The organism is Agromyces cerinus subsp. cerinus (assembly GCF_900142065.1).
Classification (GTDB): Bacteria; Actinomycetota; Actinomycetes; order Actinomycetales; family Microbacteriaceae; genus Agromyces; species Agromyces cerinus.
In genome coordinates this window covers 770,774-796,402 of sequence record NZ_FSRJ01000003.1, presented here as the reverse complement: position 1 = coordinate 796,402, position 25,629 = coordinate 770,774, and the positions used below count along the sequence as shown (strand labels likewise).

General features: G+C 71.2%; 23 protein-coding genes. 10 read left to right on the top strand and 13 right to left on the bottom strand.

The window, feature by feature from the left end; genetic code table 11:
* Nucleotides 1-14: 14 nt before the first annotated feature.
* Genes BUR99_RS14180 through BUR99_RS14160 form a run of 5 tightly spaced genes read right to left on the bottom strand, consistent with a single transcriptional unit; the run spans nucleotide 15 to nucleotide 6,184 of the window.
* Nucleotides 15-1,190, bottom strand: coding sequence for a substrate-binding domain-containing protein (locus BUR99_RS14180; RefSeq protein WP_394327839.1), 1,176 nt, complete (start codon nucleotides 1,188-1,190; stop codon nucleotides 15-17).
* Nucleotides 1,191-1,219: 29 nt separating this feature from the next.
* Nucleotides 1,220-2,392, bottom strand: coding sequence for an ABC transporter permease (locus tag BUR99_RS14175; protein WP_084184007.1), 1,173 nt, complete (start codon nucleotides 2,390-2,392; stop codon nucleotides 1,220-1,222).
* On the bottom strand, nucleotides 2,389-3,471 hold the full coding sequence (locus BUR99_RS14170; RefSeq protein ID WP_074260953.1) for an ABC transporter permease: 1,083 nt from the start codon (nucleotides 3,469-3,471) through the stop codon (nucleotides 2,389-2,391). Before BUR99_RS14170 ends, BUR99_RS14175 begins: the two co-directional genes overlap by 4 nt.
* A complete protein-coding gene (locus tag BUR99_RS14165; RefSeq protein ID WP_084184006.1) occupies nucleotides 3,468-5,081 on the bottom strand; it encodes a sugar ABC transporter ATP-binding protein in 1,614 nt (537 codons plus the stop codon). Before BUR99_RS14165 ends, BUR99_RS14170 begins: the two co-directional genes overlap by 4 nt.
* Nucleotides 5,078-6,184: a Gfo/Idh/MocA family protein gene (locus BUR99_RS14160; RefSeq protein ID WP_074260952.1), complete on the bottom strand. Its 1,107-nt coding sequence runs from the start codon at nucleotides 6,182-6,184 to the stop codon at nucleotides 5,078-5,080. Before BUR99_RS14160 ends, BUR99_RS14165 begins: the two co-directional genes overlap by 4 nt.
* A gap of 116 nt (nucleotides 6,185-6,300) precedes the next feature.
* Between BUR99_RS14160 and BUR99_RS14155 the strand changes: the two genes are divergently transcribed.
* The 3 genes from BUR99_RS14155 (at nucleotide 6,301) to BUR99_RS14145 (ending at nucleotide 9,079) form a co-directional block, all read left to right on the top strand.
* Nucleotides 6,301-7,488, top strand: a complete 1,188-nt coding sequence (locus BUR99_RS14155) for an ROK family transcriptional regulator (protein ID WP_200802737.1) — start codon at nucleotides 6,301-6,303, stop codon at nucleotides 7,486-7,488.
* 66 nt (nucleotides 7,489-7,554) lie between these two features.
* A complete protein-coding gene (locus BUR99_RS14150; RefSeq protein WP_084184005.1) occupies nucleotides 7,555-8,205 on the top strand; it encodes a YqaJ viral recombinase family protein in 651 nt (216 codons plus the stop codon).
* Nucleotides 8,206-8,278: 73 nt separating this feature from the next.
* Nucleotides 8,279-9,079 (top strand): alpha/beta hydrolase, encoded by an 801-nt coding sequence (locus BUR99_RS14145; protein ID WP_074260951.1) that lies wholly within the window; start codon nucleotides 8,279-8,281, stop codon nucleotides 9,077-9,079.
* Nucleotides 9,080-9,099: 20 nt separating this feature from the next.
* Here the strand turns inward: BUR99_RS14145 and BUR99_RS14140 are convergent, their stop codons facing one another.
* Nucleotides 9,100-9,783 carry a Pr6Pr family membrane protein gene (locus BUR99_RS14140; RefSeq protein ID WP_074260950.1) on the bottom strand — a complete coding sequence of 228 codons (684 nt, stop codon included), beginning with the start codon at nucleotides 9,781-9,783 and terminating at the stop codon, nucleotides 9,100-9,102.
* 102 nt (nucleotides 9,784-9,885) lie between these two features.
* Here BUR99_RS14140 and BUR99_RS14135 point away from each other — a divergent pair, with 102 nt between their 5' ends.
* Nucleotides 9,886-10,848 carry an NADP-dependent oxidoreductase gene (locus tag BUR99_RS14135; protein WP_074261069.1) on the top strand — a complete coding sequence of 321 codons (963 nt, stop codon included), beginning with the start codon at nucleotides 9,886-9,888 and terminating at the stop codon, nucleotides 10,846-10,848.
* Nucleotides 10,849-10,869: 21 nt separating this feature from the next.
* On the opposite strand, the gene BUR99_RS14130 is transcribed toward BUR99_RS14135, so the two are convergent.
* A complete protein-coding gene (locus tag BUR99_RS14130; protein WP_074260949.1) occupies nucleotides 10,870-11,829 on the bottom strand; it encodes an ArsR/SmtB family transcription factor in 960 nt (319 codons plus the stop codon).
* Between the two features lie 56 nt (nucleotides 11,830-11,885).
* Between BUR99_RS14130 and BUR99_RS14125 the strand changes: the two genes are divergently transcribed.
* Nucleotides 11,886-13,286: an MFS transporter gene (locus tag BUR99_RS14125; protein WP_074260948.1), complete on the top strand. Its 1,401-nt coding sequence runs from the start codon at nucleotides 11,886-11,888 to the stop codon at nucleotides 13,284-13,286.
* Nucleotides 13,287-13,363: 77 nt separating this feature from the next.
* On the opposite strand, the gene BUR99_RS14120 is transcribed toward BUR99_RS14125, so the two are convergent.
* From BUR99_RS14120 to BUR99_RS14095, 6 genes are all read right to left on the bottom strand, one after another.
* Nucleotides 13,364-13,954, bottom strand: coding sequence for a GNAT family N-acetyltransferase (locus tag BUR99_RS14120; protein ID WP_234980854.1), 591 nt, complete (start codon nucleotides 13,952-13,954; stop codon nucleotides 13,364-13,366).
* A 118-nt stretch (nucleotides 13,955-14,072) separates the two neighbouring features.
* Nucleotides 14,073-15,767 (bottom strand): malate synthase A, encoded by a 1,695-nt coding sequence (gene aceB, locus BUR99_RS14115; RefSeq protein WP_234980853.1) that lies wholly within the window; start codon nucleotides 15,765-15,767, stop codon nucleotides 14,073-14,075.
* 36 nt (nucleotides 15,768-15,803) lie between these two features.
* Nucleotides 15,804-17,126: an isocitrate lyase gene (gene aceA / locus BUR99_RS14110; protein ID WP_074260946.1), complete on the bottom strand. Its 1,323-nt coding sequence runs from the start codon at nucleotides 17,124-17,126 to the stop codon at nucleotides 15,804-15,806.
* A gap of 305 nt (nucleotides 17,127-17,431) precedes the next feature.
* Nucleotides 17,432-17,950, bottom strand: coding sequence for a DUF559 domain-containing protein (locus BUR99_RS20075; protein ID WP_143231641.1), 519 nt, complete (start codon nucleotides 17,948-17,950; stop codon nucleotides 17,432-17,434).
* Between the two features lie 608 nt (nucleotides 17,951-18,558).
* Nucleotides 18,559-19,788: a sensor histidine kinase gene (locus BUR99_RS14100; RefSeq protein WP_074260945.1), complete on the bottom strand. Its 1,230-nt coding sequence runs from the start codon at nucleotides 19,786-19,788 to the stop codon at nucleotides 18,559-18,561.
* Nucleotides 19,781-20,449 carry a response regulator transcription factor gene (locus tag BUR99_RS14095; RefSeq protein ID WP_074260944.1) on the bottom strand — a complete coding sequence of 223 codons (669 nt, stop codon included), beginning with the start codon at nucleotides 20,447-20,449 and terminating at the stop codon, nucleotides 19,781-19,783. Before BUR99_RS14095 ends, BUR99_RS14100 begins: the two co-directional genes overlap by 8 nt.
* 151 nt (nucleotides 20,450-20,600) lie before the next feature.
* Here BUR99_RS14095 and BUR99_RS14090 point away from each other — a divergent pair, with 151 nt between their 5' ends.
* From BUR99_RS14090 to BUR99_RS14070, 5 genes are all read left to right on the top strand, one after another.
* Nucleotides 20,601-21,149, top strand: a complete 549-nt coding sequence (locus tag BUR99_RS14090; RefSeq protein ID WP_074260943.1) for a hypothetical protein — start codon at nucleotides 20,601-20,603, stop codon at nucleotides 21,147-21,149.
* Nucleotides 21,146-22,273 (top strand): peptidoglycan-binding protein, encoded by a 1,128-nt coding sequence (locus BUR99_RS14085; protein ID WP_084184003.1) that lies wholly within the window; start codon nucleotides 21,146-21,148, stop codon nucleotides 22,271-22,273. The genes BUR99_RS14090 and BUR99_RS14085 overlap by 4 nt, the downstream gene beginning before the upstream one ends.
* Entirely contained in the window at nucleotides 22,270-22,992 is a 723-nt protein-coding gene (locus BUR99_RS14080; RefSeq protein WP_074260942.1) for an ABC transporter ATP-binding protein, read from the top strand. Before BUR99_RS14085 ends, BUR99_RS14080 begins: the two co-directional genes overlap by 4 nt.
* A complete protein-coding gene (locus BUR99_RS14075; RefSeq protein ID WP_074260941.1) occupies nucleotides 22,989-24,176 on the top strand; it encodes an ABC transporter permease in 1,188 nt (395 codons plus the stop codon). The genes BUR99_RS14080 and BUR99_RS14075 overlap by 4 nt, the downstream gene beginning before the upstream one ends.
* 270 nt (nucleotides 24,177-24,446) lie before the next feature.
* Nucleotides 24,447-25,616 carry an ABC transporter ATP-binding protein gene (locus tag BUR99_RS14070; RefSeq protein WP_074260940.1) on the top strand — a complete coding sequence of 390 codons (1,170 nt, stop codon included), beginning with the start codon at nucleotides 24,447-24,449 and terminating at the stop codon, nucleotides 25,614-25,616.
* Nucleotides 25,617-25,629: the final 13 nt, after the last annotated feature.

Here is a 25,629-nt window from a genome sequence, read left to right as displayed (position 1 = left end):
CGAGCGTTGACCCGTTACGGGATCACGCGCTCCTGCCAGATCTGCGGGTAGCCCGGCAGGTCTTCGCCGCCGAACTTCGCGTAGTGGCCGTCGGGCATGCCCTCGTTCGCCTCGAGGTACTGGTCGACCTCTTCGGCGGTGATCGGGGACTGCGGGAGCACCCACTCCTTGGGGATCTCCTCGCCGGCGAAGATCTTCTGCGCGGCGAGCAGCGGCGTGCGCCACTGGAAGTTGGAGTACACCGGTGCAAGACCCGTGAGACCCGTCTCCTTCCACTTGCGCAGGAAGCTCATCTCGTCTTCGCCCGTCATGACGGGGTAGTCGACGCCGGCGTCCTCGAACGCCTCGATGGCGGCGACGGCGCCGTCACCGGCGTCCATCCAGATGCCGTCGACATCGCCCTTGGCGAGCTCGTCGGAGATGATCTTCTTGATCTCGGCGGGGTCGGCTCCAGTGAAGTAGTCGACCGCCTCGATGTCGTTCTCGCCGAAGAGCTTCTCGGCCGCGGCCCAGCGCTGCTCGAGCACGTCGACGCCCGGGAGCACCCGGAGTGCGACGACCTTCGAACCCGGCTCCAGCTCCTCGATGAGGAACTCGGCCGTGTCGATGCCCCACGCGAATCCGCCGATGGGGTGGATGAACGTGACGGGGCAGTCGGTCTGCACGCCGCGGTCGAAGACCACGACGGGCTTGCCGGTGTCGCACGCACGCTCGACGGCCGGGGTCATGGCCGCCGTGGAGTTCGGCGAGATGAGGAAGATGTCGCAGTTGCCCTCATTGATGAAGTAGTCGATGTCGGCGATCTGCGTGTCATCCGAGTCCTGCGCGTCACGGGTCTCCATCTCGGAGATGGCCCCCGATTCCTGCAGGACCTTCAGCTGCTCGTTCATCGTGATCCAGCCGGTCTGCCGCCAGGGGTTCGAGATCGAGGCGTTCGCGAAGCACGCCTTCTTCGCTCCGGTGGCCGCGTAGGCCGACGTGTCGGTCATCTCGGCGTTGATGTACTGCAGCCACGGCTGCCCCTCGGGCCCCTCGGGCACGACGGACCGTTCGGCGTACTGCTTGTCGTAGAGCTCCTGGTCGAACCACTCGACCGCTTCCTCCGTGGCTCCGGCGTCTTCCGACGGCGCGGCCACGTTGGGGTCGGTGGTACATCCGGCCAGTGCGATGAGCGCGAGAGCGCCGACCATGGCCGATGCCACTGAATACCTGCGTCGCATCACGAACCTCCCTTGGTTTCGTTGTCAGCCCTCTGCGTCGAGGGAATGGGTGCAGGGCGAGCGGATGCCGCGGCATCCTGCTCCTCCGCCGGTGCCGGCGAAGTCTGGCTCGCGGGCTCCGATGACGGAGTCGGCGAAATCTCGGGTGCGGGCGCCTCGAGGGCGCGGCCCTTGCGTCGGGCGCGAACGGTGGTCGCGGCGTAGGCCACGGCGAGGATGATGATCGCGCCCTGCACCGCGTCGCGGTAGGTCGAGGGCACCCCGGCGAAGTTCAGCAGCGTGAAGAGCGCCTCGAGGGCGAAGGCACCGGCTGCCGCCGCGACGACCCAGCCGCGACCGCCGCCGAGCACGACGCCGCCGAGCACGACCGCGGTGATGGCGGTGAACTCGTAGCCGCGGCCGACGCTCGGGTGCACGCCGGCGTAGCCGACGAGCAGCACGCCGGCGACGGTCGCCGAGAGCGAGGAGATCATGAAGGTCGAGGTCTTCACCCACCAGCTGCGCGCACCCGAGTACCGCACGGTCGTGGGGTTGTCGCCGAGGGCGATGATCGTGCGGCCGAACGGGCGGCGGGCGAACCAGACCGCGAGGAGGAGCACGACGACCAGCACCACGACCGACCAGGGCAGGATCTCGATGACGGGCAGATCCCTGATGCCGCCGCGGCCGATCTCGCGGAACCCGTCGGCGGGGTTGCCGGTGGCGGCGCCGCCGGTCCAGTAGAGGGTCGCGCCGAGCAGGGCGAGCATCATGCCGAGCGTGGCGATGAAGCTCGGCACCTTGAGCAGGGTGACGATGAGGCCGTTGACGAGCCCGATGAACGCACCGAACGCGAGCATGAAGAGCAGCACGGGAATCGACTTCGATTCGTCCTGACCGATGAGGTTGCCGGCGATCACGACCTGGGCCGTCACGACCGACCCCATGGACAGGTCGAACTCGCCGCCGACGATCACGAAGTACTGCCCGATCGCCACGATCGCGACGGGAGCGACGCGCTGCACGAAGCGGATGAACTGCGACGGCTCGGCGAACGAGGGGTTCAGCACGGTGATCGCGACGAGCAGCACGATCAGGAGCAGGAAGACCGCGCCCCGAGGGCTGACGAGCGTGCGGGCGAAGCCGGCGGCCCGCTCACCGGCGGTGGGCTGCGGGGTGGTCACGGCGCTCATGCCGATGCCTCCTTCTCGCGTGCGGCGGCCGGCGGCGGCGCGCTCCGATCATCGGGTCTGTCGGGTTCCGCCGCACCGGTGCCGAAGCGCGGGCGGCGACGGTCGAGCGAACGGCTCGTGTAGACGGCGACGGCCGCGACGATGACGACGCCGCGCACGACGTCCTTCAGGAAGGGGTTGACCTGCATGACGCTCATCACGTTGTCGACCACGGCGAAGATCGCGACGCCGCCGATGGTGCCCCAGATCGATCCGCGGCCGCCCATCAGCAGGGTGCCGCCGAGCACGACCGCGGCGATCGAGAGCAGGTCGTAGCCGCCCTGCACGCCGACGGTGGGGCTGCCGACGCCGAGCCGGCTCGCGAGCAGGAGACCGGCGAGCGCCGCCGTGATCGAGCACAGCACGTGGGCGATGATGACCGGTCGCGCGGTGCGGATGCCCGAGAGGCGCGCGACCTGCTCGTCGCCGCCGACGGCGAACATGTGGTTGCCGGTGCGGGTGCGGGCGAGGAAGAACGCGCCGGCCAGGGCGACCACGAGCATGATGAGCGTCGACACCGGCACTGGCCCGATGCCGGTCGCGCCGATCAGCTGGAACTCCCACGGCACCTCGCCGCTCGTGCCCTTGTAGTTCGTGTCGAGGTAGCCCTTGATGATGAGCCCGGTGCCGAGCGTCGCGATGAAGCCGTTGACCTTGAGCTTCGTGACGATGAGGCCGTTCGCGAGCCCGATGAGCGCCGAGACGACGAGCACGGCGAGCACGGCGATCGGGATGTTCGCGGGGTTGCCGGCCATCAGATCGGCGGCGATGAGGCTCGAGAGGCTGATCACGTAGGGCACCGACAGGTCGAGCGATGCGCAGAGGATCACGAGGGTCTGCCCGATCGCGACGAAGCCGAGCACGCTCATGCCGGTGAGGATGTCGCGGATGTTGCCGGCACTGAAGAAGTTGCGCCCGACGCTCGCGACGAGGATCGCGCCGATGATGATGACGCCGACGAGGGCGATGCCCACGATGAGGCTCGAGTCGAGGCGGCGACGACGGCCGCGGCGAACGGATGTCGCGGTGGCGGCGCTCATCGGCCGGCCTCCTCGTTCGAGGCATCCGACACGGGATCCGGGCCGGGGGCATCGGCCGTGCCGACGACCTTCGCGCCGCCGACCCTGAGCGTTCCGGTGGCGGCCGAGAGGATCGTGGCCTCATCGCTGCGCGCCGGGAGCTCGGCCGAGGCCCGACCGTCGTGCATGACCACGATGCGGTCCGACATGCCGATGACCTCAGGCAGTTCCGAGGAGATCATGAGGATGGCGACCCCTTCCTTCGCGAGCCGTCGCATGAGCGTGTAGACGGCGACCTTCGCGCCGACGTCGATGCCGCGGGTCGGCTCGTCGAGCAGCACGACCTTCGGTTTCGTTGCGAGCCACTTCGCGAGCACGACCTTCTGCTGGTTGCCGCCCGAGAGGTACTGCACCTCTTGGTCGATGCCGCGTGAGGAGACCTCGAGCGAAGAGAGCACGCCGGGCAGTTCGCGCCGCGCCTGCCCGGTGCGTCGTGCGAAGACCGAGCGGATGACGAGCAGCGCGTTGTCGCCGATCGACTGGTTCAGCGCGAGGCCCTGGGCCTTGCGGTCCTCGGTGATGAGGGCGATGCCCGCCTTCACGGCCTGCCTCGCCGAGGTCATGTGCACCGGCCGGCCGTCGAGACGCAGCTCGCCGCGGGTGAACGGGGCGATGCCGAAGAGCGCCTCGACGAGTTCGGTGCGCCCCGAGCCCTGCAGGCCCGCGATGCCGACGATCTCGCCGGCTCGGAGGTCGAGGTCGACGCCGTCGACGTAGGCGTTGCCGACGCCGCGGAGCTCGAGTCTCGGCTCGCCCACGACGGTGTCGGCCTCAGCGGCCGGGAAGTAGGCGGAGATCGGGCGGCCGACCATGCGGCGCACGAGCTCGTCGGTGTCGAGCTCGGCGGCCGGGCCGCTCGAGACGAGCGCGCCGTCCTTCAGCACGGTGATCGTGTCGCAGAGGTCGAAGATCTCCTTGAGGCGGTGCGACACGTAGACGATCGCGACCCCTCGCTCGGAGAGCCGGCGCACGATCGTGTAGAGCAGTTCGACCTCGTGGTCGGCGAGCGCGGCGGTCGGCTCGTCCATCTGGATGACCCGGGCATCGACCGAGAGCGCCTTCACGATCTCGACGATCTGCTGCTCGGCGACGGTGAGCGTGCGCACCGGGGCGTCCGCCTCGATCGTGTCGATGCCGAGGTCGGCCAGCAGCGCGCGGGTCTCAGCGAGCATCGCCTTCCGGTCGACGAGACCGTGGCGCTTCGGCTCGCGGCCGAGGAAGACGTTCTGGGCGACGGTGCGTTCGGGCAGGAGGTTGAACTCCTGGAAGACCGTGGCGAGCCCGGCGTGCGCGGCCTGGACGGGGTGGGTGAACGCCACCTCGCTGCCGCCGAGCGTGATGCTGCCGGCGTCGCGCTCGTAGACGCCCGCGAGGATCTTCATGAACGTCGACTTGCCCGCGCCGTTCTCGCCGACGAGGCCGTGCACCTCGCCCGGGTGGAGCGTGAGGCCGACCCCGCGCAGCACGGTGACGCCGAAGAACGACTTCTCGAGGCCCGTCGCGACGAGCACCGGCTCGCCGTCGAGCACCGCGCTGCGATCGGCCCGTGCCTGCGGCTGTTCCGCGGTCATGCCGCCACCTCCACCCAACTGCCGCTCGCCGCTGAGGCGAGCACTGCTTCCGTCACGCGCACCGCGCGAAGTCCATCGTCGAATCGGGGCAGTCCCTCGGGCGCCGCGCCGCCGATCGCCGCGTAGGCGTCGGCGACGAAGGCGTTGAACGCGTCCTGGTAGCCCATCGGATGCCCCGCGGGCACGAGCGACAGTCGGGCCGCGTCGGGGGCGAGCCGCGCCGGGTCGCGATCGATGACCCTCGAGGCGTCGGTGCGGCCGAGCCAGAGGGTGTCGGGGCGCTCCTGCTCGAAGCGCACGCTCGCATCGGTGCCGGCGAGCTCGATCGTGAGGCCGTTCTTGTGACCGGGGGCGACCTGCGAGACGAGCAGGGTGCCGACGGCGCCCGAGGCCAGCTCGACGACGACGGCGACGAGGTCTTCGGTCGCGATGTCGTCGTGCGTGGCACGGGCCTCGTAGACGGTGCTCGTCTTCGCGCTCAACCTGGTGATGCGCTCGCCCGCGACGAACTCGAGCAGGTCGACGAGGTGCGAGCCGATGTCGGCGAACGCGCGTGAGGGGCCGCCGAGCGCGGCGTCGACGCGCCAGTCGTCGTCGTGCGGCGCCGCGAGCCAGTCCTGCAGGTAGCTGCCCTGCACGCTGAGGAGGCGACCCGTCTCGCCGCGGGCGATGCGGGCCCTTGCTTCGCGTGCCATCGGGTGGAAGCGGTAGACGAACGGCACGGCGGCCACGAGACCGCGTGCTTCCGCCAGCGCGGCGAGCGCCGCGGCATCCGTCGAATTGGTCGCGAGCGGCTTCTCGCAGATCACGTGCTTGCCGGCCTCGAGTGCCGCCCGTGCGATCGCGGCGTGCGTCGCGTTCGGCGTGCACACGTGCACCACGTCGATGTCGGGATCGGCGAGCAGTTCGTCGAGCGAGGCGAAGGCCGTGGCGAATCCGAGGCGCTGCGCCGCGTCGCGAGCACGAGCGGCAGAGGAGGATGCACCGCCGATCAGCTCGGCCCGGGCGGCGCGAGCGGCCCGGGAGTGCACGGTGGCCATGAACCCGCCACCGACGAAGCCGGCACGCATCGTGCGGGCTGGGGCGGTGACGTCCGTTGTCATAGTCGACATGCTGACACACTTTGGTCACCTTTTGCTAGCCCTTCGTCAAAAGTTGCCGGAGTCGTTACATCTTCGAGATACACCAACAAGACAAGGTGGTGTGCTTTACTCAGTGCATGGTCGACATCAGCCGAGGCTCGGCACTCGGGTCTTCAGGAGCGAGCGAGCTCTTCCAGCTGCTCCGCGACGGGGCGCCGCGTACTCGCGCCTCGCTCGCCGCGAGCACGGGCCTCGCCCGCTCCACCATCGCCGCGCGCGTCGACGAACTCATGGAACTCGGTCTCGTCTCCCCCGTGGCCGATGCCGCCTCCACCGGCGGCAGGCCGCCGTCGCAGTTCGCCCTGAACCCCGGTGCGAGGATCGTGCTCGCCGCCGACCTCGGCGCCTCGCACGCGAATGTCGCCGTGACCGACCTGGCCGGCACCGTGCTCGCCGAACACGGCGAACCCCTCGACATCGCACAGGGGCCCGAGGCCGTGCTCGGTTGGATGGTCGACGCCGGACTCGCCCTCATCGACGGACTCGGCCGCGACCGGCACGAGCTCGCCGCAATCGGCGTCGGCGTGCCCGGACCGGTCGAGCACTCGACGGGCCGCCCGGTCAACCCGCCGATCATGCCCGGCTGGGACCGCTTCGACGTGCCGGGCTGGGTGCAGCAGCACCTCGAGGTGCCCGTGCTCGTCGACAACGACGTGAACATCATGGCCCTCGGCGAGCGCGCGCTGGCCTGGCCGCAGGTCGAGCACCTCATGTTCGTGAAGGTCGCGACGGGCATCGGCTCCGGCATCATCTCCGGCGGCCTGCTGCAGCGCGGCGCGCAGGGCATCGCGGGCGACATCGGCCACGTGCGGGTGGCGCGAGGCAGCGACGTGCCCTGTCACTGCGGCAACCGCGGATGCCTCGAGGCCCTCGCCTCCGGTCCGGCCATCGCCCGGGCGCTGCGCGAGCAGGGCATCGAGGCCCACACGGGCAACGACGTCGTCGAGCTCGTCAAGCACGGCGACATCGACGCCATCCAGGCCGTACGTCAGGCGGGCCGCGACATCGGCGAGGTGCTGACCGCCTGCGTCAGCCTCGTGAACCCCTCGGTGGTCGCGATCGGCGGCTCGATGGCGCGCGCCGGCGAACACCTCATCGCGGGTGTGCGCGAGGTCGTCTACATGCGCTCGATGCCGCTGGCGACCGAGCACCTCGTCATCGCGGCGTCCGCCGCGGCCGAGAACGCCGCGGTGCTCGGTGCGAGCATGCTCGCGATCCACCACGTGCTCTCGCCCGAGGGCATCGACGCCCTCGCGGCGCGCTGATCGGCCGCGCGCCCACACGCGCGCCCACCTCGGCTCGCTGACAGGCCGGAGCGGTACGCTCGGAGGGTGCCCGACACCCCCTTCGCCCTCTTCGATCTCGAGGGCGCGGCGACGGCGGTCGCGGTCGACGAGCGTCCGCGGCATCCGTGCCATTCGCGTGTCGTCGCCGATTCGAGCGACCGGGTCGCGTGGCTCAGGGCGCGCTCGCGGGGCATCACCGCGACGGATGCCGCCAAGCTCGCCTCCTTCGCCTCGGTGCGCTCCGCGGCCTGGGAGAAGCGGAACGGCAGCTCCTTCGGCGGGAGCCGCTACACCGATCACGGCAAGGAGCGCGAGCCGGTCATCGCCGAGTGGGTGCGGCGCACGCACGACATCGAGCCGTCGAGCCTGCTCTTCCACGCCGAGTTCGAGCGCCGTCACCTCGCGACGCCCGACGGGCTGCGGGTCACGCCCACGGGGGCGCTCGAGCTCTGCGAGATCAAGACCACCTCGCGCGCCTGGCGCGGCATCCCCCGCGGGTATCTCCGACAGGTCTGGTGGCAGCAGTACGTGCTCGGCGCCGAACGCACGCTCGTGGTGTGGGAGCAACACGACGATTTCGTTCCCATTCGCGACGAGCCCGAGTACCGTTGGGTCGATCGCGACGACGACCAGATCGCGATCCTCGTGAGGCTGGCCGACGAGCTCATCGCGGAGCTCGGCGGGCGCCGCACGTGACACGCGCGATCGTTCGCACGCCGCACCACCGCGCACGGACCCAGCATTCCCCACTGCCGGGAGGTTCCCCCCGATGACGACCGTTCTCCTGCACGGCCTCGGCGCTGATCGGCGCCAGCCGCTCGACCTCTTCACGCCCGCCGTGCAGGCCGCGGTCGGCGCCGACGAACTCATCGTCGCGCCCGACATCCGCGCCCACGGCGGGTTCCTCACGGTCGGCGAGCCGACCGACTTCCGCTTCGACCGGCTCGCGGCCGAGGTCGCCGCGTCGGTGCGCGAGGCGATCGATGACGCGGGCGAACCCGCGCCGGAGGCATCCGCTCCCCTGACGATCATGGGCATCTCGCTCGGCGCCGCGCTCGCGCTGCGGATCGCGCTCGACGGCCTCCTGCCCATCGAGCGCGCGGTGTTCGTGCGCCCGTCGTTCAGCGATGAGTCACTGCCCGAGCACCTGCGGGTCTTCCCCGTGATCGGTCAGGTCCTCGCCGACGCCGGACCGGCCGGCATCGACGAGTTCCGCGAGCGTGCGATCTTCCAGCACGTCGTGTCGGCGTCACCGGCCGGCGGGCGCGGCCTGCTGTCGCAGTTCACCGCTCCCGACGCCGCACGCCGGGCGATGCGCCTCGTCGAGATCCCGCGCAACCGCGCGTTCCGCGACGACGCGGAGCTGGCCGGGCTCGAGCCCCGAGGCATCCGCTCGCTCGTCATCGGGGCGCCGCGCGACCCCGTGCACCCGTACGCCCTCGCCGAGCGATGGGCGACCGGACTCAGGGCACCGCTCGTCGAGCTGCCCGCTCGCGACGACGGCCTGCCGGTGCAGACGGCGCTGCTGCGCGAGGGCATCGCGCGCTGGCTGGCGCACACCCGCGCCTGACGCGGCGCGACACGTTCCGGTCAGCCGGGGACCGGTGCATCCGCGACCGCGGAGGGCTCCGCGACCGCGGCACGGTACGGCCAGGCCCACCGGCTGATGCCGAGGATTCCCGCGCCGACCAGCAGGATGAACGCGGCGATCGCGATGACGTAGACCGTGACCCCGTCGTAGCCGACGCCCGGCGCGACGTTCGGGTCGAGGAACGGGTAGGGGTACCAACCGATGATCGCACCGCGGATCATCGTGTAGACCACCCACACGATCGGGAGGATCGCGATGGTCCAGATGCGCTTCCACGCGATCGGCCGGCGACCGGGGGCGAGCACCCAGTCGAGCACCACGTAGAGCGGCGCCCACACGTGCAGGATCTCGTTCGACCACGGCAGCGTCGTCGCCTGGTCGAGCGAGATGTCGCGCAGCAGCAGGTTGTAGACGACGAACGTCGTCGCCATGTACGTCACGACCGAGGCGCGCGTGAGGTTGTACCAGTCGGGGTCGCTCGACGACCGGAACGCGTACCAGGCGCCGATCAGCAGCACGATCGCCGAGAGCGCGTTCGAGAGGATCGTGAAGAAGCTCAGGAAGTTGACGACGAACAACGCCGGGTCGGGCACCATCGACAGGCTCTTGGCGAACTGGCCGACGATCGCGATGATGATGCCAGCCGCCGCCGCGACCCTGATGATGCCCCAGACCGTGCGCATTCGCTCTCCCCGTGTTGCGTGATGCCACCGGACGCCCGACGGTCGGTGCGATCATAGCGAGGACGGATACGGTACGAAGGGCAATCTCGGGAGGGTGTGTCGATGCGGGCATTGGTGATCGATCAGACGGGCGGACCGGAGGAGCTCCACATCGCCGAGGTGCCCGACCCGATCCGCATCAGCGACGAGGTGGTCGTGCGGGTCGTCGCGGCCGGAGTGAACCCGATCGACGCGAAGACCCGGTCCGGTCGCGGGGTCTCGCGCGCGATCCCCGCGTACCCGGCCGTGCTCGGCGGCGACTTCGCCGGCATCGTGGAGTCGGTGCCGTACACGGCGCACCCCCTGCAGCCCGGCGATCGGGTCTACGGCATGGGCCGGGTGCCGAGGGTGGGCGGCAGCTACGCCGAGCTCGTCTCGGTGACCTCGATGAGCCTCACCCGCATGCCCGCGACGCTGTCGTTCGCCGAGGCCGCCGCGGTGCCGCTCGCCGCGCTCACCGCGTGGGGCGCGCTCGTCGACACGGCACGCGTGCACGACGGGCAGCGCGTGCTGATCCACGCCGGAGCCGGCGGCGTCGGCCACTTCGCGGTGCAGTTCGCGGCGTACTTCGGTGCCGTGGTCACCACCACGGGCTCGGCGCGCAACGCCGACTTCCTCCGCGATCTCGGCGCCCACCGCGTCATCGACTACACGGCCGAGCGGTTCGAAGACGTCGCCGACGATCAGGACGTGGTGATCGACCTGATCGGCAACGTGGCGGATGACACAGGCACCCGCTCGCTCGATGCGCTGCGCCCGGGCGGGCTGATCGTGACGGTGCCCACGGGTGCCTGGCCGACCATGGCCGAGGAGGCGGCGGCGCGTGGCATCCGCTCGACCGGCTACTCGGTCGCACCCGACGCCCGCACGCTCTCGGTCATCACCCGACTCATCGACGACGGCGCGGTGCGCGTGCACGTCGACCGCGAGTTCCCGCTCGAGGCGGGGGCCGAGGCGCACCGCCTGCTCGAGGCCGGCCACGTGCGCGGCAAGATCGTGCTGCGGGTCATGCCCGATCCGGCCTGAGCCGACCGTCGGCCGGCGCGGTCAGCCGGCGCGCGCGTCGAGCAGGGCGCTGCCGAGCTCGCTCCTGAGGTAGAGCACGCTGTGCCCGTACCGCGTCGAGACGAGCAGCCCGGCGTCGCGGAGCGCACGCAGGTGCTGGTTGACGGCCGACGGGGTGACGCCGAAGCGCACGCCGAGCTCGGTCGACGACGCGGGATCGCCGAGCGCGGAGAGCAGGCTCGCCCGCGTCTCGCCGAGGATGGCGGCGACCGCGGCGGGGTTCGCCACGCGCTCCGTCTCCCAGAGCGCGCCCTGGCCACGCGCCGGGTACATGATCATCGGCGGGCCGTCGCCGACGGGCGCCGAGCCGCGACGCGTGAACATCGTCGGTACGAGGGTGAGCCCGAGCCCGTCGATCGGCTGCACGCGGTCGGCCGGGTCTCGCAGCCGCACCGACACGATGCCGCCCTCGTAGTCGACCGTCGACGAGATGCCGTTCAGCATGGTCGACAGGCCGCTCTGGGCGATCTGGCGGCCGCGATGCACGACGTCGGCCTCGAGCACGGCCCGCATGCGCGGCCAGTACGGGGCGAACGACACGTCCCAGAGTTCCTGCAGCGCCCGCACGATGCGGCGGACGGCGACCCGGGGCGACCCCTCGAACACCGCGGGCACGTGCCCGTGCACCGCGACGAGGTCGCGGATGAAGGTGTCGGCCGGGGTGGCGAGCAGCTGCTCGAGCTCGTCGTCGAGCCGCGTGAGCGGCGACTCGGGGCGCGGGTTCAGGAAGTCGGGTGTCCACAGCCGGTCGTCGATGAGCCCGTCGAGCGCCTCGGTGTCGAGGTCGGCCCTCGCCGCCTCGGTGCGGCGAAGCCAGGGCAGCTGCAAGGGGAACCTCGACGGGTCATCGATCGCGCGCAACGACAGACCGAGCTCGCAGAGCGGCGAGATGCCGAAGCGCACGGCGGCGACGTCGCCCTCCTTGAGCACGTATCGCAACATGTAGAGAAACGCTACATCAATTTCACCGACCCGACGGATCTGACAGAACTGTACGAGTGAGCCCTACCTCTTCCGCGACACCTGACACCGGAACCGTTCCGACCGTCGACCCCGAGGCCCCAGAGGCCCCCGGCAGGTCCTCGTTCGTCGCCCGCCTCGCGGCATCCGTCTCGGACCCGGTGCTGCGCATCCTCGTCGGCGCGACCCTGATCTCCCGCGTCGGGCGCGGCATCTTCCTGACCGTCACGGTGCTCTACTTCACCTTCATCGTCGGCCTCGCACCGCACGAGGTCGCCATCGTGCTCTCGGCCGCGAGCGCGGCCGGCGTGATCGCGGCCTTCGGCGGCGGCTGGCTCGCCGACCGATTCAGCTCCAAGCGCCTGCTCATCGCCTTCACGGCGGTCGAGGGCGTCGCGCTCATCACCTACGTCTTCGCGGGCGACTTCGTCACGGCGCTCGTGATCGCCGTCGTCTGCGGCCTCTTCGAGCAGGGCGCGAACTCGACCCGCTCGGCGATCATCGCCCGAGCCTTCATCGGTGAGAGCCGGGTGCATGCACGTGCGGTGCTCCGCACCGTCACGAACGTCGCCATCGCCGCCGGCTCGGGGCTCGGCGCGCTCGCCCTCGCGATCGGCACCGCCGAGGCCTACCGCGCGCTCATCGTCGGCGCCGGCGTCCTGTACCTCCTCGGCCTCATCCAGCTCGTGCGCCTGCCGTCGCGGGTCGACGCACCCGCCCGCAAGCCCGTCGCCCCCGTGACGACCGCGACCGGCTCGTTCGACGCCGGCGCCAGCGCCGAGGCCGCCGCCGCCGAACGGCGCGCATGGCGCCGGCACTCGCCGTGGCGCGACCCCCGCTACCTCGTGCTCACCGCGCTGAGCGCGATCTTCGGCATGCAGTTCGGCGTCGCTGAGCTCGGCGTGCCGCTCTGGATCGCCCGGGAGACCGCGGCGCCCGAGGCAGTCGTGGCAGCGCTCCTCATCCTCAACACGATCATCGTCGTGATCTTCCAGGTGCCGCTCTCGCGGGGCACGCACGACCTGCGCGTCGCAGCTCGCGTGTCGGGCATCGCCGCCTGGCTCATGGCGGCCGCGTGCCTCGTGTACGCGTCGGCGGCCGGGCTCCCGGTCGGCTTCGCGATCACCGTGCTCGTCGTCGCCGCGATCGTGCACGCCTTCGCCGAGGTGCTCTCGCAGGCCGGCGGCTGGGGCCTCAGCTTCGAGCTCGCCGACCCGGTGCAGGCCGGCAGCTACCAGGGCGTGTTCGGCATGGGCTACACGGTCGGCGCCCTCGCGGCACCGCTCGTCGTCAACGCCACGGCGATCTCGCTCGGGTTCGCGGGCTGGGTCGTGCTCGCGGCGATCTTCCTCGCCTCGGGGCTCGGCACGTGGTGGCTCGCGCGACGCGCGGCCCGCGGCGCCGACGCCGCCTCGGCTGCGACGGCCGCAGCCTCCTAGCGAGTCACGGGCCCATCCGGCGCATCGGCGCGTCCGGCGCGTCCGGCGCGTCCGGCGCGTCCGGCGCCGGCAGGCGTCTACTGCGCGACGAGCGGATGCTCCATCACCCAGTCGTCCTCGACGCGGCCGCCCACCACGAAGTGCTTGTCGCCGACCTTCGCGAAGCCGTGGCGCTCGTAGAACGCGATGGCCCGTGCGTTCTCCTCGTTGACGCCGAGCCATGCCGTCGCAGCTCCGGCCGCTCGTGCCGCGTCGAGGGAAGCGCGCATGAGCGCGGCACCGGCACCCGTGCCATGGGACTCGGCGAGCACGTAGACCTTGCTCACCTCGATCGCCGGCCGTGCCGCGACAGCTCGCGCGGCGTCGGCGTCGCTCGGCTCGCCGCCGACGAGCATCGTGTAGCCGAGCAGGCGGGGGTCCGCGACGGCTCCGGCGGCCGGTGCCTCGCCCGGCAGCTCCGCCACGAGCAGGATCCGCTCGGGGTCGGCGAGATACCCCTCGAAGTGGTCCACCCCGAAGTTGCGCGCGATGAAGTCGGCGATCGCCTCGGGCGTGGTGTGCGGCGGGCACGCGAGCGGGAACGTCGCGGCGGCGAGCGACGCGAGCGCAGCGGCATCCGTCATGGCTGCGGGTCGGATGCGAACGGCGGAGGCGGTCGGCTGGGTCACGAGCACCGATTCTGGCAGACGCACCGGGCGCGACGAAGGGGCCGCCCCGACCGCGGCACCTCCGGGATCGCCGGATGCGGTCGGGACGGCCCCTTCGGGCCCTGACTCAGACCCTCCCTCAGAGGAAGCGCGCGTACGCGCCGACGGTGAGGAAGGTCGGGAACTCGGGCTCGAGGGCGACGCTGCGGAACACCGAGATCGCGTCGTCGAACCGGTCGCCCTCGAAGCGCGGCAGCGCGGCGACGGCCTCGGCCATGAGCCGCACGATCGAGGTCTGGTCGATGCGCGTGCCCTCGGCCGTGACCGTGTTCTCGTTCAGCCACTGCCAGATCTGCGAACGCGAGATCTCGGCCGTCGCGGCATCCTCCATGAGGTTGTCGATCGCCGCGGCGCCCGTGCCGCGCAGCCACGACTCGATGTAGCGGATCGCGATCGAGATGTTGCCCCGCACACCGCCCTCGGTGACCTCGCCGCCGATCGACGGGATGTCGAGCAGCTCGGCCGCCGTCACGTGCACGTCGTCGCGCAGGCGGTCGACCTGGTTCGGACGATCGCCGAGCACGGCGTCGAACTCGGCGCGCGCGGTCGGGATCAGGTCGGGGTGCGCCACCCACGTGCCGTCGAAGCCGTCGCCGGCCTCGCGCCGCTTGTCCGCCGTGACCGCGGCGAGCGCGCGCTCGGTCACCTCGGGGTCGCGGCGGTTCGGGATGAACGCGCTCATGCCGCCGATGGCATGCGCCCCGCGCTTGTGGCACGTGGCGACGAGCAGCTCGGTGTAGGCCCGCATGAACGGGACCGTCATCGTGATCGCCTTGCGGTCGGGCATGACCCAGCGGCGACCGCGCGAACGGAAGGTCTTCACGATCGAGAAGATGTAGTCCCAGCGCCCGGCGTTCAGCCCGGCGCAGTGGTCGCGCAGCTCGTAGAGGATCTCGTCCATCTGGAATGCGGCCTGGATCGTCTCGATGAGCACCGTCGCGCGCACCGTGCCCTGCGGGATGCCGAGCCGGTTCTGCGCGTAGACGAAGATGTCGTTCCAGAGCTTCGCCTCGCGGTGCGACTCGAGCTTCGGCAGGTAGAAGTACGGCCCGCGGCCGGCGGCGATGAGCGCCTGGGCGTTGTGGAAGAAATACAGGCCGAAGTCGACGAGCGAGCCCGAGGCGTGCATCGCGCGCCCCGCCCGGTCGTGGAACTTCAGGTGCTTCTCGACGAGGTGCCAGCCGCGCGGGCGCATCACGATCGTCGGGGTCTCCTCCGCCGTGACGCGGTACTGCTTGCCCTCGGGGCTCGTGTACTCGAGACGATCGCGCAGCGCGTCGAAGAGGCTCAACTGGCCCTCGATGACGTTCGCCCAGGTGGGGCTCGTGGCGTCCTCCTGGTCGGCGAGCCAGACCTTCGCGCCCGAGTTCAGCGCGTTGATGGCCATCTTGCGGTCGGTCGGGCCGGTGATCTCGACGCGTCGGTCCTCGAGGCCCGGGCCGGCTCCGGCGACCCGCCAATCGGCGTTGTTCCGGATCGACTCGGTCTCGGGCAGGAACTTCGGGTCGCGGCCGTTCGCCGCGTCGACCCGGGTCTGCAGGCGCACGGCGAGCAGCTCGTGCCGGGTGCCGGCGAAGCGGTCGTGCAGCTCGGCCAGGAAGGCGAGTGCGTCGGGCGTGAGGATCTCGTCGTACCGCTCGCCGAGCGGTGCGGTGATCTCGATGCGCGGTTCGACGGTCTGGAAGCTCGCGGCGGCGCGCTTGGGTTCGGAGAGGCGAGCGGATGCGGCATCCGTTCGCTCTCGTTCGAGTGTCATGCCGGGTGTGGTGTTCATGGTCGTTGCTCCTCTGAGTTCTTGCCCGTGAGCGGGTCAGTGGTTGAACTGTTCTTCCTCGGTCGATCCGACGAGGGCGAGGGTTGCGCTGTTGGGGTTCAGCGCGGTGGCGATCTGGTCGAAGTAGCCGGTGCCCACCTCGCGCTGGTGGCGCGTGGCGGTGTAGCCGGATGCCTCCGAGGCGAATTCCGCCTCCTGGAGCTCGACGTATGCCGACATGTGACGCTCGTTGTAGTCCTTCGCGAGCGTGAACATGCCGTGGTTGAGGGAGTGGAAGCCCGCAAGGGTGATGAACTGGAACGCGTAGCCCATCGATGCGAGCTCGCGCTGGAACTTCGCGATCTGGTCGTCGTCGAGGTGGCGCTTCCAGTTGAACGAGGGCGAGCAGTTGTAGCTCAGGCGCTTGCCCGGGAACTTCGCGTGCACGGCCTCGGCGAAGCGGCGCGCGAGGTCGAGGTCGGGCTCGGCCGACTCGACCCAGAGCAGGTCGGCGTACTCGGCGTAGGCGAGGCCGCGGGCGATGACCGGCTCGATGCCGTTCTGCACCTCGTAGAAGCCCTCGGCGGTGCGCTCGCCCGTGACGAACTGCTTGTCGCGGTCGTCGTGGTCGCTCGTGAGCAGCGTCGCGGCGAGGGCGTCGGTGCGGGCGATGATGATCGACGGCACGCCGGCGACATCCGATGCCAGGCGTGCGGCGTTGATCGTGCGGATGTGCTGCGACGTGGGCACGAGCACCTTGCCGCCCATGTGGCCGCACTTCTTCTCGCTCGCGAGCTGGTCCTCCCAGTGCACGCCGGCCGCACCGGCCTCGATCATCTGGTGCATGAGCTCGTAGGCGTTGAGGGGGCCGCCGAAGCCGGCCTCGGCGTCGGCGACGATGGGGGCCATCCAGTCGCGGTCATCGGTGCCCTGCTCGATCTGGCCGGCGCGGAGCAGCGCGTTGTTGATGCGACGCACGACCGCCGGCACCGAGTTCGCGGGGTAGAGCGACTGGTCGGGGTAGGTCTGGCCGCTCAGGTTGGCGTCGGCGGCGACCTGCCACCCGCTCAGGTAGATGGCCTTGAGGCCCGCGCGCACCTGCTGCACGGCCTGGTTGCCGGTGAGGGCGCCGAGCGCGGCCGACCACTGCGGGTCCTCCTGCGGGGCGAACGCCGTGCCGGTGTTCTGCTGGATGTCCTGCCAGAGCTTCTCGGCACCGCGCTTGGCGAGCGTGCGCTCCTCGCGGACCGGGCCGCGGAGCGCGATGACGTCTTCAGCGGTGTAGTCGCGGCTGATGTCGTCCCACCGCGGGTTCGCGTCCCACTCGAGCTGCAGCTCGGCTGCGGTCTGGGTCTGGTCGCCGGGGCGGTTGGTGCTCATGGTGTTGCTCCTTCGGTGCAGCGGGCGGATGCTTCGTGGTGCTCCGTTCGGCGTCTGCTTCGGCGCCGTCGGGGTGGCTGTGCATCCACTCTGCGCTCGGTCGGAGGGGGTCACCCGACGATTCGGGGGGTGAACTTTCGCTGTTCTTCTGCGCGCCAGAAGTTCCCGCGCTCGCTGCACGTGCCTGCCCCTCCTGCCCCACTCTCCTCTCGTTGTGCCGAGAGGACGCGTGTTGTCGGAACGGCCGGCGTCGTTCCGACAACACGCGTCCTCTCGAGCGATCGCCAGTCGGATGGAGAGGCGGGTCAGCCGCGCCAACCCAGATCGCGCAATGCTCGCTCGGTGCGGGCGACGATCTCGGCGCGCGACATCTGCTTCGTGATGCGGATGACCCGCCAGCCGGCTTCGGCGAGATCGTTCAGCCTCGCGACATCCGTCGCCCACTGCGCTGTGTCGAAGAGGTGCTGCTCCCCGTCGTACTCGACAAGCACCCGATAGGCGCGAAAAACGAGGTCGCCGCGGGTCCGTCGCCCGCGTCGGAGTTCGATGAAAGCGTTCGGCTCCGGTTCGGGCAGGCCCGCTCGTACCAGCGCCAAGCGAACGAACGTCTCGCGCCTCGAGTAGACGTTCGCCCGCATCTCGGCCCGCGCAGCGCGGAGGCTCGTCGCCCCGCGCCGCCGACCGTGGCGCACGATCGCCGCATCGATCTGCTCCAGGCTGGCGAGCGGACGGGGCAGACCGAGCAGCCGATCGCCGGCGGCGATCAGGTCGTCGAGGGAGAGTGTGGTCGCGAGTTCGCACCACGCATCGGCCGGGGAGGTCATCCGTACACCGGGAACCCTCGCCACCTGGACGAGCCGCGGGCTCCGTCGAGTGCTCTGGCCGAGCACGCCTCTGCCGCGGGGCGCTCGCCCACCGGCGAGCGCGGTCACCTCGATCCTCCGGTCGACCTCGATCGATGCGGGCAACGGCAGCCCGCACAGCATCGCCGCTGTGCGACCTGAGAACACGTGGCCAGACGGCATGATCGCGGCGTAGGCACGGCATCGGGAGATGAGCGAGTCAGCACCCTGCCGCGGGGCTCGCACACCCCGATACGGCGCGACGAACTCGACCGAGCGCACACGTCGGGCGGTCGCGCCTGCGTCGAGCGCGGCGCGGACGGTGAATGGAGCGGTAGCGAACGGAGAGGGCAGCGGAGTCGGTGGGCGCATGCGCACAGCGTGCAGGGTGATTCCGGGCGCGTCCCATGGGGCCCGCGCAGTGTGGACAATCCGACGAACGCAGCTCTGGGGGAGGCAGCATCATGCTCCTCTGCCTGCCTGCCTGCGAACGGACGCGTGTTGTCGGAATGCGTCGCAGGAATGCGACAACACGCGTCGTCTCGAGGGCCGATGTGAAGCGCAGTGGGGAGGGTGAGGTGGGTGGCGCGTCAGCGCGGGAAGCGTACGGCGGCGCGCAGACCCCCGCCGGCCCGAGGGGCGAGATCGAGCTCGGCGCCGTGGCGGGCGACGATCGCGGCCACGATCGAGAGGCCGAGCCCGCGGCCACGGTCGGAGGCGTCGCGTGTGCGACCGCCGCCCCGGGCGAACGGCGCCGTCAGCGTCGCGACCGTCGCGGCGTCGAGTTCGGCGCCGCTGTTCTCGACCTCGAGGCTCGGCAGCGGCCCCGCGGCATCCGTCGTCACGGTCACGAAACCGCCCGGCTCGTTGTGGCGGATCGCGTTCTGCACGAGGTTCACGACGAGCTGGCGCAGCAGCACCTCGTCGCCCTCGACGTGCATCGGCGCAGCCGACGCCGACGCCGTCAAGCGCACCCCCGCCTCCTCCGCCTCGACACGCGACTCATCGACGACGGATGCCGCGAGCGCGGCGAGGTCCACGGGGCCGAACGCGCCGGCATCCGTCGACTCGAGCTCCGAGAGGTCGAGCAGCGCCTCGACGGTCGCGATGCTGCGCTCGTTCATCTCGCGCAGCCGTTCGAGCAGTTGCGCATCGCCCGCGGCCTGCGAGCTCAAGGCCACATCGAGCATCGTGCGCGTCGTGGCGAGCGGCGTTCGCAACTCGTGCGAGGCGTTCGCGGCGAAGCGGCGGTCGGCGTTCGCCGAGCGCTCGAGCGAGTCGAGCATGCCGTCGAAGGTGTCGGCGAGGTCGGTGATCTCGTCGCGCGGTCCGGCGAGCGCGATGCGGTGGTCGAGGTGGCCGCGCGCAGCTCGATGCGCGGCCTCGTTGACCTCCTGCAGCGGCCGGAGCATGCGACCGGCGACGAACCAGCCCGCCCATGCGCCGCCCGCGGCGAGCAGCGCGAGCGCCCCGACCGACACCCAGAGCAGCAGCTGCAGGATGTCGGAACGCGAACTCACGACCACGGCCGCCTCGCTCGCCGTCGAGGCGAGCAGCCCGGGGTCGTAGGCGACCTCCGGCGAATCGGACGGGAGCGTCGACTGAGCGGGGATCGCATCGGTGGGCGTCACCTCGGTCGCCTGCGTCGTCGTGGCGGCCGGCTCGGCGAACTCGTAGCTCGGCACGAGGCCGATGACGAACGCGACGATCGCGAGCAGCACGGCGCCGGCGACGGTCAGCAGCACCGCGTACGTCACCGCGAGGCGCGTTCGCACGGTGAGCCGGTAGGTGCGGGGCACGGATGCCGCGGGCTCAGTCATCGGCCGCATCGATCGCGTATCCCGCGCCCGGCACGGTGCGGATCATCCACGGCTCGCCGAGCTTGCGCCGGAGCGTCGAGATCGTCACCTTCACCGAGTTGGTGAACGGGTTGGCGTTCTCGTCCCACGCCTTCTCGAGCAGCGTCTCGGCGCTCACGACTCCCCCGCCGGCACGCATGAGCACCTCGAGCACGGAGAACTCCTTCCGGGTCAGTTGCACGAACCTCCCGTCGCGGAGGACCTCGCGGCGGAACGGATCGAGCACGACGCCGGCGGCCTCGAGCTGCGGCGGCAATGCGGTGAACCGGCGCCGGCCGAGCGCCCGCACGCGTGCCACGAGTTCGGGGAACTCGAACGGCTTCGCGAGGTAGTCGTCGGCGCCGAGCTCGAAGCCGCCGACCTTGTCTCCGAGCCTCCGGGCGGCGGTGAGCATGAGGATGGCGGGCCGTTCCTCGCGGGCGGCGAGGATCCGGCAGACCTCGTCGCCGTGCATGCCCGGCAGGTCTCGGTCGAGCAGCACGACGTCGTAGTCGTTGACGTCGATGCTGAAGAGGGCGGCTTCGCCGTCGGCGGCGACATCCGCTGCGATCGCCTCGAGTGCCAGCCCGGCGCGCACGGCCTCGGCGAGGTACGGCTCGTCCTCAACGATCAGCACACGCATGTCCCACTCCGTTCGATTGCAGCATCCGAGTCTCCCAGTCAATCCCGTCGACCGTAAGGAAATCGTCAACTCCCCGCTTTACCCCACAGCAACCGCGCTGGGAGTGAGCTGGGTCCTGCGCCAATCGCGGCGCGATCGAAAGGACTCACCCATGACCTCACGAACCTCTCGCGGCGCCCGCACCGGGCTCGCCCTCGCCGGCATCGGCCTGCTCCTGGCATTGACCGCCTGCGCCCCGAACGGAGCCGACTCCGCCGACCTGAAGTCGGGCGACTCGGATGCCGCCTACGAGGAGTGGTCGACCGAATTCACCTCCTGCATGAAGGACGAGGGCATCGACATCGGGATGGCGACCGGCGCCGACGGCTCCGCGAGCAGCGGCGGGACGAGCGACTCGAGCGCAGCCGTCGACCCCGACGAGATCGACCTCGATGCGATGGCGGCAGCCGAGCGCACCTGCTTCGACAAGGTGGGCGATCCGCCCCCGGTGCCGGGCCAGCCCGACCAGGAGGAGATGAACGAGGCCTCGCTTCGCTTCTCCGCGTGCCTGCGCGAACGCGGCTACGACTTCGACGACCCGGAGATCTCGCCCGACGGCGCGGCCGGTATGACGGAGGCGATGTCGGCTGACGAGATCGACCCGGTCGACGCCGACGAGTGCGGCAAGCAGGCCGACTTCCCGACGATGGACGAGGAATGACCGAGCAGCACGCGCTGGCGGAGGACCAGATGACGGATGCCGCGGCGGCCCAGCCCGCCCGTCGGCGCCGCCGCACCCCGTGGGTGATCGCCGGCGCCTGCGTCGCGGTGCTCGGCATCGCCGGCGCGGTGCTCGCGGTGACACTGCCGGCATCCTCGAAGGACGAGGGCGACGCGGCGAACGCGGCCGCAGACGTCGCGACGACCCCGGTCGCCCGCGGCGACCTCACCGAGCGGGTGCGCCTGAACGGGCGGCTCGGCTACGGTTCCCCGCAGGAGCTCGGCACGAGCCTCGGCGGCACGATCACCTGGCTGCCCGACACCGGCGCCGTGCTCGACCGGGGCGCGACGCTGTTCCGCGTCGACGACGACCCGGTGGTGCTCCTCATCGGTGCGCTGCCGATGTGGCGCGGGTTCGCCGAGGGCATGGACGACGGCCCCGACGTGCTGCAGCTCGAGCAGAACCTCGCCGCGCTCGGCTTCTTCGAACGAGAGCCCGACGAGGAGTTCGCCGGTTCGACGGCCGACGCGATCGAGCGCTGGCAGGAATCACTCGGCCTCGAGGAGACCGGCGCGATCGAGCCCGGCCGCATCGTGTTCGCTCCTGCCGCGGTGCGCGTCGCACAGCACAAGGCGCAGATCGGCGGCGGTGCCGGGGCATCCGTCATCGCGGTCTCGGACACGGTGAAGCGCGTGACCGCGTTCATCGCACCGAACCTCGAGCCGATCGCCCCGGTCGGCACGCCGGTGCAGCTGACGCTGCCCGGCGGCGCCACGGTGCCGGGAAAGGTGAGTGCCGTCGGAGCACCGGTCGAGCAGGACGACGATCAGGGCGGGAAGAAGCTGAAGCTCCCCCTCACGATCACGCTCGACGACCCGGCGGCAGCCGATGGACTCGACGACGTCGCCGTGAACGGCGAGCTCACCGCCGTGCGTCGCGAGGACGCACTGCTCGTGCCGGTCACCGCGCTGCTCGCACGCACGGGCGGCGGATTCGCCGTCGAGGTCGTGGCGAAGGGCGTCGTGGAGACCGTTCCGGTCGAGCTCGGCCTGTTCGCCGACGGACTCGTCGAGGTCACGGGCGGCGAGCTCGAGGCGGGCGACGAGGTCGTGGTGCCCGAATGAGCGCCCCGCTGATCCGGATGCGCGGAGTGTCGCGGACCTACGGCTCGCCGCCCACCGTCGCCCTCTCGCACGCCGACCTCGACGTCGACCGCGGCGAGATGCTCGCGATCGTCGGGCCGAGCGGCTCGGGCAAGTCGACGCTGTTGAACCTCATGGGCACGCTCGACCGGCCGAGCTCGGGCGAGATCGAGATCGACGGATACGACACCGGCACGATGGACGACGCCGAGCTCTCCGGACTCCGCGCGCACACCATCGGGTTCGTCTTTCAGCAGTACCACCTCGCCGAGGGCGTCACCGCGCTCGACAACGTCGCCACCGGTCTGCTGTACGCCGGGGTGCCGAAGGCGGAGCGCCGGGCGCGAGCGGCCGTCGCGCTCGAGCGCGTGGGCCTCGCCGCCCGCGCCCGCCACCGCCCGAACGAGCTGTCGGGCGGCGAGCGCCAGCGCGTCGCGATCGCACGTGCCGTCGTGGGCGAGCCGGCGCTGCTCCTCGCCGACGAGCCGACGGGCGCGCTCGACACGCGCTCGGGCGAGGCGATCGTCTCGATCCTCGCCGAGCTCAACGCCGCGGGCACCACGGTCGTCGTGATCACCCACGACCCGCAGGTCGCCGAGCGGATGCCTCGGCGCGTCGGCATCCGCGACGGCGTCCTGTCGAGCGGGGCCGGAGGCGCTTCGGGCGCCGCGTCCGGGGTCATGGCCGGAGCCCGCTCGTGAACGGCCTGCGCTCCCGCCTCCGCGCCACGGACCTGCTCGGGCTCGGCCTGCACGGCCTGCGCGCGAGGCCCATGCGGGCGGTGCTCTCGGCCCTCGGCATCGCGATCGGCATCGCCGCGATGATCGCCGTCGTCGGCATCTCGACGTCGAGCGAGGCGCTCGTCAAGCAGAAGCTCGCCGCACTCGGCACGAACCTGCTCACCGCGTCGGCGGGCTCGGACTTCTTCGGCGAGGAATCGGAGCTGCCCGCCGATGCGATCGATCGTGTGCGTCGCATCGACGGCGTCGAGCAGGCGAGCTGGCACGCGACGCTCACCGACGTGAACGTGTACCGCAACGCCCTCATCGATCCGGGCGCCACGGCCGGGCTGTCCGTCGTCGCCGCCGACCTCGACCTGCTGACCACGACGGGCGCCGAACTCGCCTCCGGCGTGTGGCTCAACGGCGCCACCGAGCGGTTCCCGGTCGTCGTGCTCGGCGACACGGCCGCCGAGCGGCTCGGCATCGTCACGATCGGCAGCACCGTCGAGATCGGCGGCACGCAGTTCACGGTCGCCGGGATCCTCGAGCGTTCGCCGCTCGCCCCCGAACTCGATTCCGTCGCCATGATGGGCGGGCCGATCGCCGCCGAGCTCTTCGGGTTCAACGGGTCGCCGACGGTGATCTACGAGCGCTCGGCCGACGACCTCGTCGGGCAGGTGCGCGATCTCCTGCCGGCCACGATCAACCCGGAGTCGCCGAGCCAGGTGAAGGTGAGCCGCCCGTCCGACGCGCTCGCGGCGAAGAACACGATCGACCAGGCGTTCACGGGCCTCCTCGTGGGCGTCGGCTCCATCGCCCTGCTCGTCGGCGGCATCGGTGTCGCGAACACCATGGTGATCTCGGTGCTCGAGCGACGTCAGGAGATCGGCCTGCGCCGTTCGCTCGGCGCGACGCGCGGACACATCCGCTCGCAGTTCCTCGTCGAGGCGATCCTGCTCGCGCTCTGCGGAGGCATCGCGGGCACGGCCATCGGCTGGGTGATCACGGCGATCGTCGCCGGGGCGAACGGATGGCTCGTCGCCGTGCCGCCCGCGGTGCTCGCCGCCGGCGTGGTGGCGACGGTCGTCGTCGGCGCGGTGGCCGGCGCCCTCCCGGCGGCGCGGGCGGCGCGCACCTCGCCGACGGCGGCGCTCAACGCCTGACGCCGTCGCCCGCGGCCGCGCACCCGCACCCGCACCCCGCACCCCGCGAGATGACAGTTCTTGTCGCCGAGGCACCTCGGAAGCGACGAGAACTGTCATCTCGACGCGCGCGGCGTGAGACCGCCCGACCGTCCAGACGGACTGTCGGGCAGGCGCCGTCCGCCCGATGGTTTGTCGTGTTCGGTGCGGCTCGCATTGCGCACACCGGGTCGCCCGGATTGAATGGCACTTCTGCGCGACGGCGCGCGGGTGAACAGGAGGTGCCAGCAAGTGACCACGGCAACGACGAGCAAGGCGGAGGCGCCCGCCGCCCTCCCCGGCGCAGAGTCCCCCGGAACGGTCGTCATCGACGCCGTCACCAAGCACTACGGCGATGCGACCGCCGTCGATCGGCTCTCGCTCACGATCGAGGCCGGCGAGTTCATCTCGCTGCTGGGCCCTTCGGGCTGCGGCAAGACCACGACGCTGCGCATGATCGCGGGCTTCGAGGAGCCCGACGCGGGAGACATCCGCGTCTCGGGCCGCTCGCTGCTCGGCGTGCCGCCGTACCGCCGCGACGTCAACACCGTGTTCCAGGCGTACGCCCTCTTCCCGCACATGTCGGTCGCCGAGAACGTCGCGTACGGCCTGCAGCAGAAGCGCACGCCGAAGTCGGAGATCCGTGATCGGGTCGTCGACGCCCTCGACCTGGCGCAGATGCGCGGCTTCGCCGACCGCAAGCCCACCCAGCTCTCGGGCGGCCAGCAGCAGCGCGTCGCGCTCGCCCGCGCGCTCGTCAACCGCCCCTCGGTGCTGCTCCTCGACGAGCCGCTCGGCGCCCTCGACCGGCAGCTGCGCGAAGAGATGCAGCTCGAGCTGAAGCTGCTGCAGTCGCGACTCGGCATCACCTTCGTGTTCGTCACGCACGACCAGGGCGAGGCGCTCTCGATGAGCGACCGCATCGCGATCATGCGCAGCGGCCGCATCGAGCAGCTCGCCGACGCCGACACCGTCTACGCCCGCCCCGCCTCGGCCTACGTCGCCGCGTTCGTGGGTCAGCAGAACTTCTTCCGCGGCACGGTCGTCGAGGGCGGTGCCGTCGACTCGGCACATTCCCTCGTGTACGACATGTCCGCCGAACTGCCCGTGGGCAGCACGGGCCTCGCAGCCGTGCGCCCCGAGTTCGTGAGCATCGAAGCGGATGTCGCGGCCGATGCATCCGGTGCCGCGAACACTGCGCGAGGCACGCTCATCGGCGTCTCGCACCTCGGCGAGACCATGCAGTACCTGGTGCGGCTCGGCGACGACCAGAGCCTCATCGCACGCCGCCCCTCCCCCGAAGCGCCTCAGCTCGCCATCGGCGACGCGGTCGTCTGCTCGTGGCGGGCCGAGAGCGTGCTCCTCTTCCCGGCCGACGATGCGGCGAGCGCGAGCGGCTACGTCGCGCCGCCGACCGCCTGAACGCCCGAGGAGT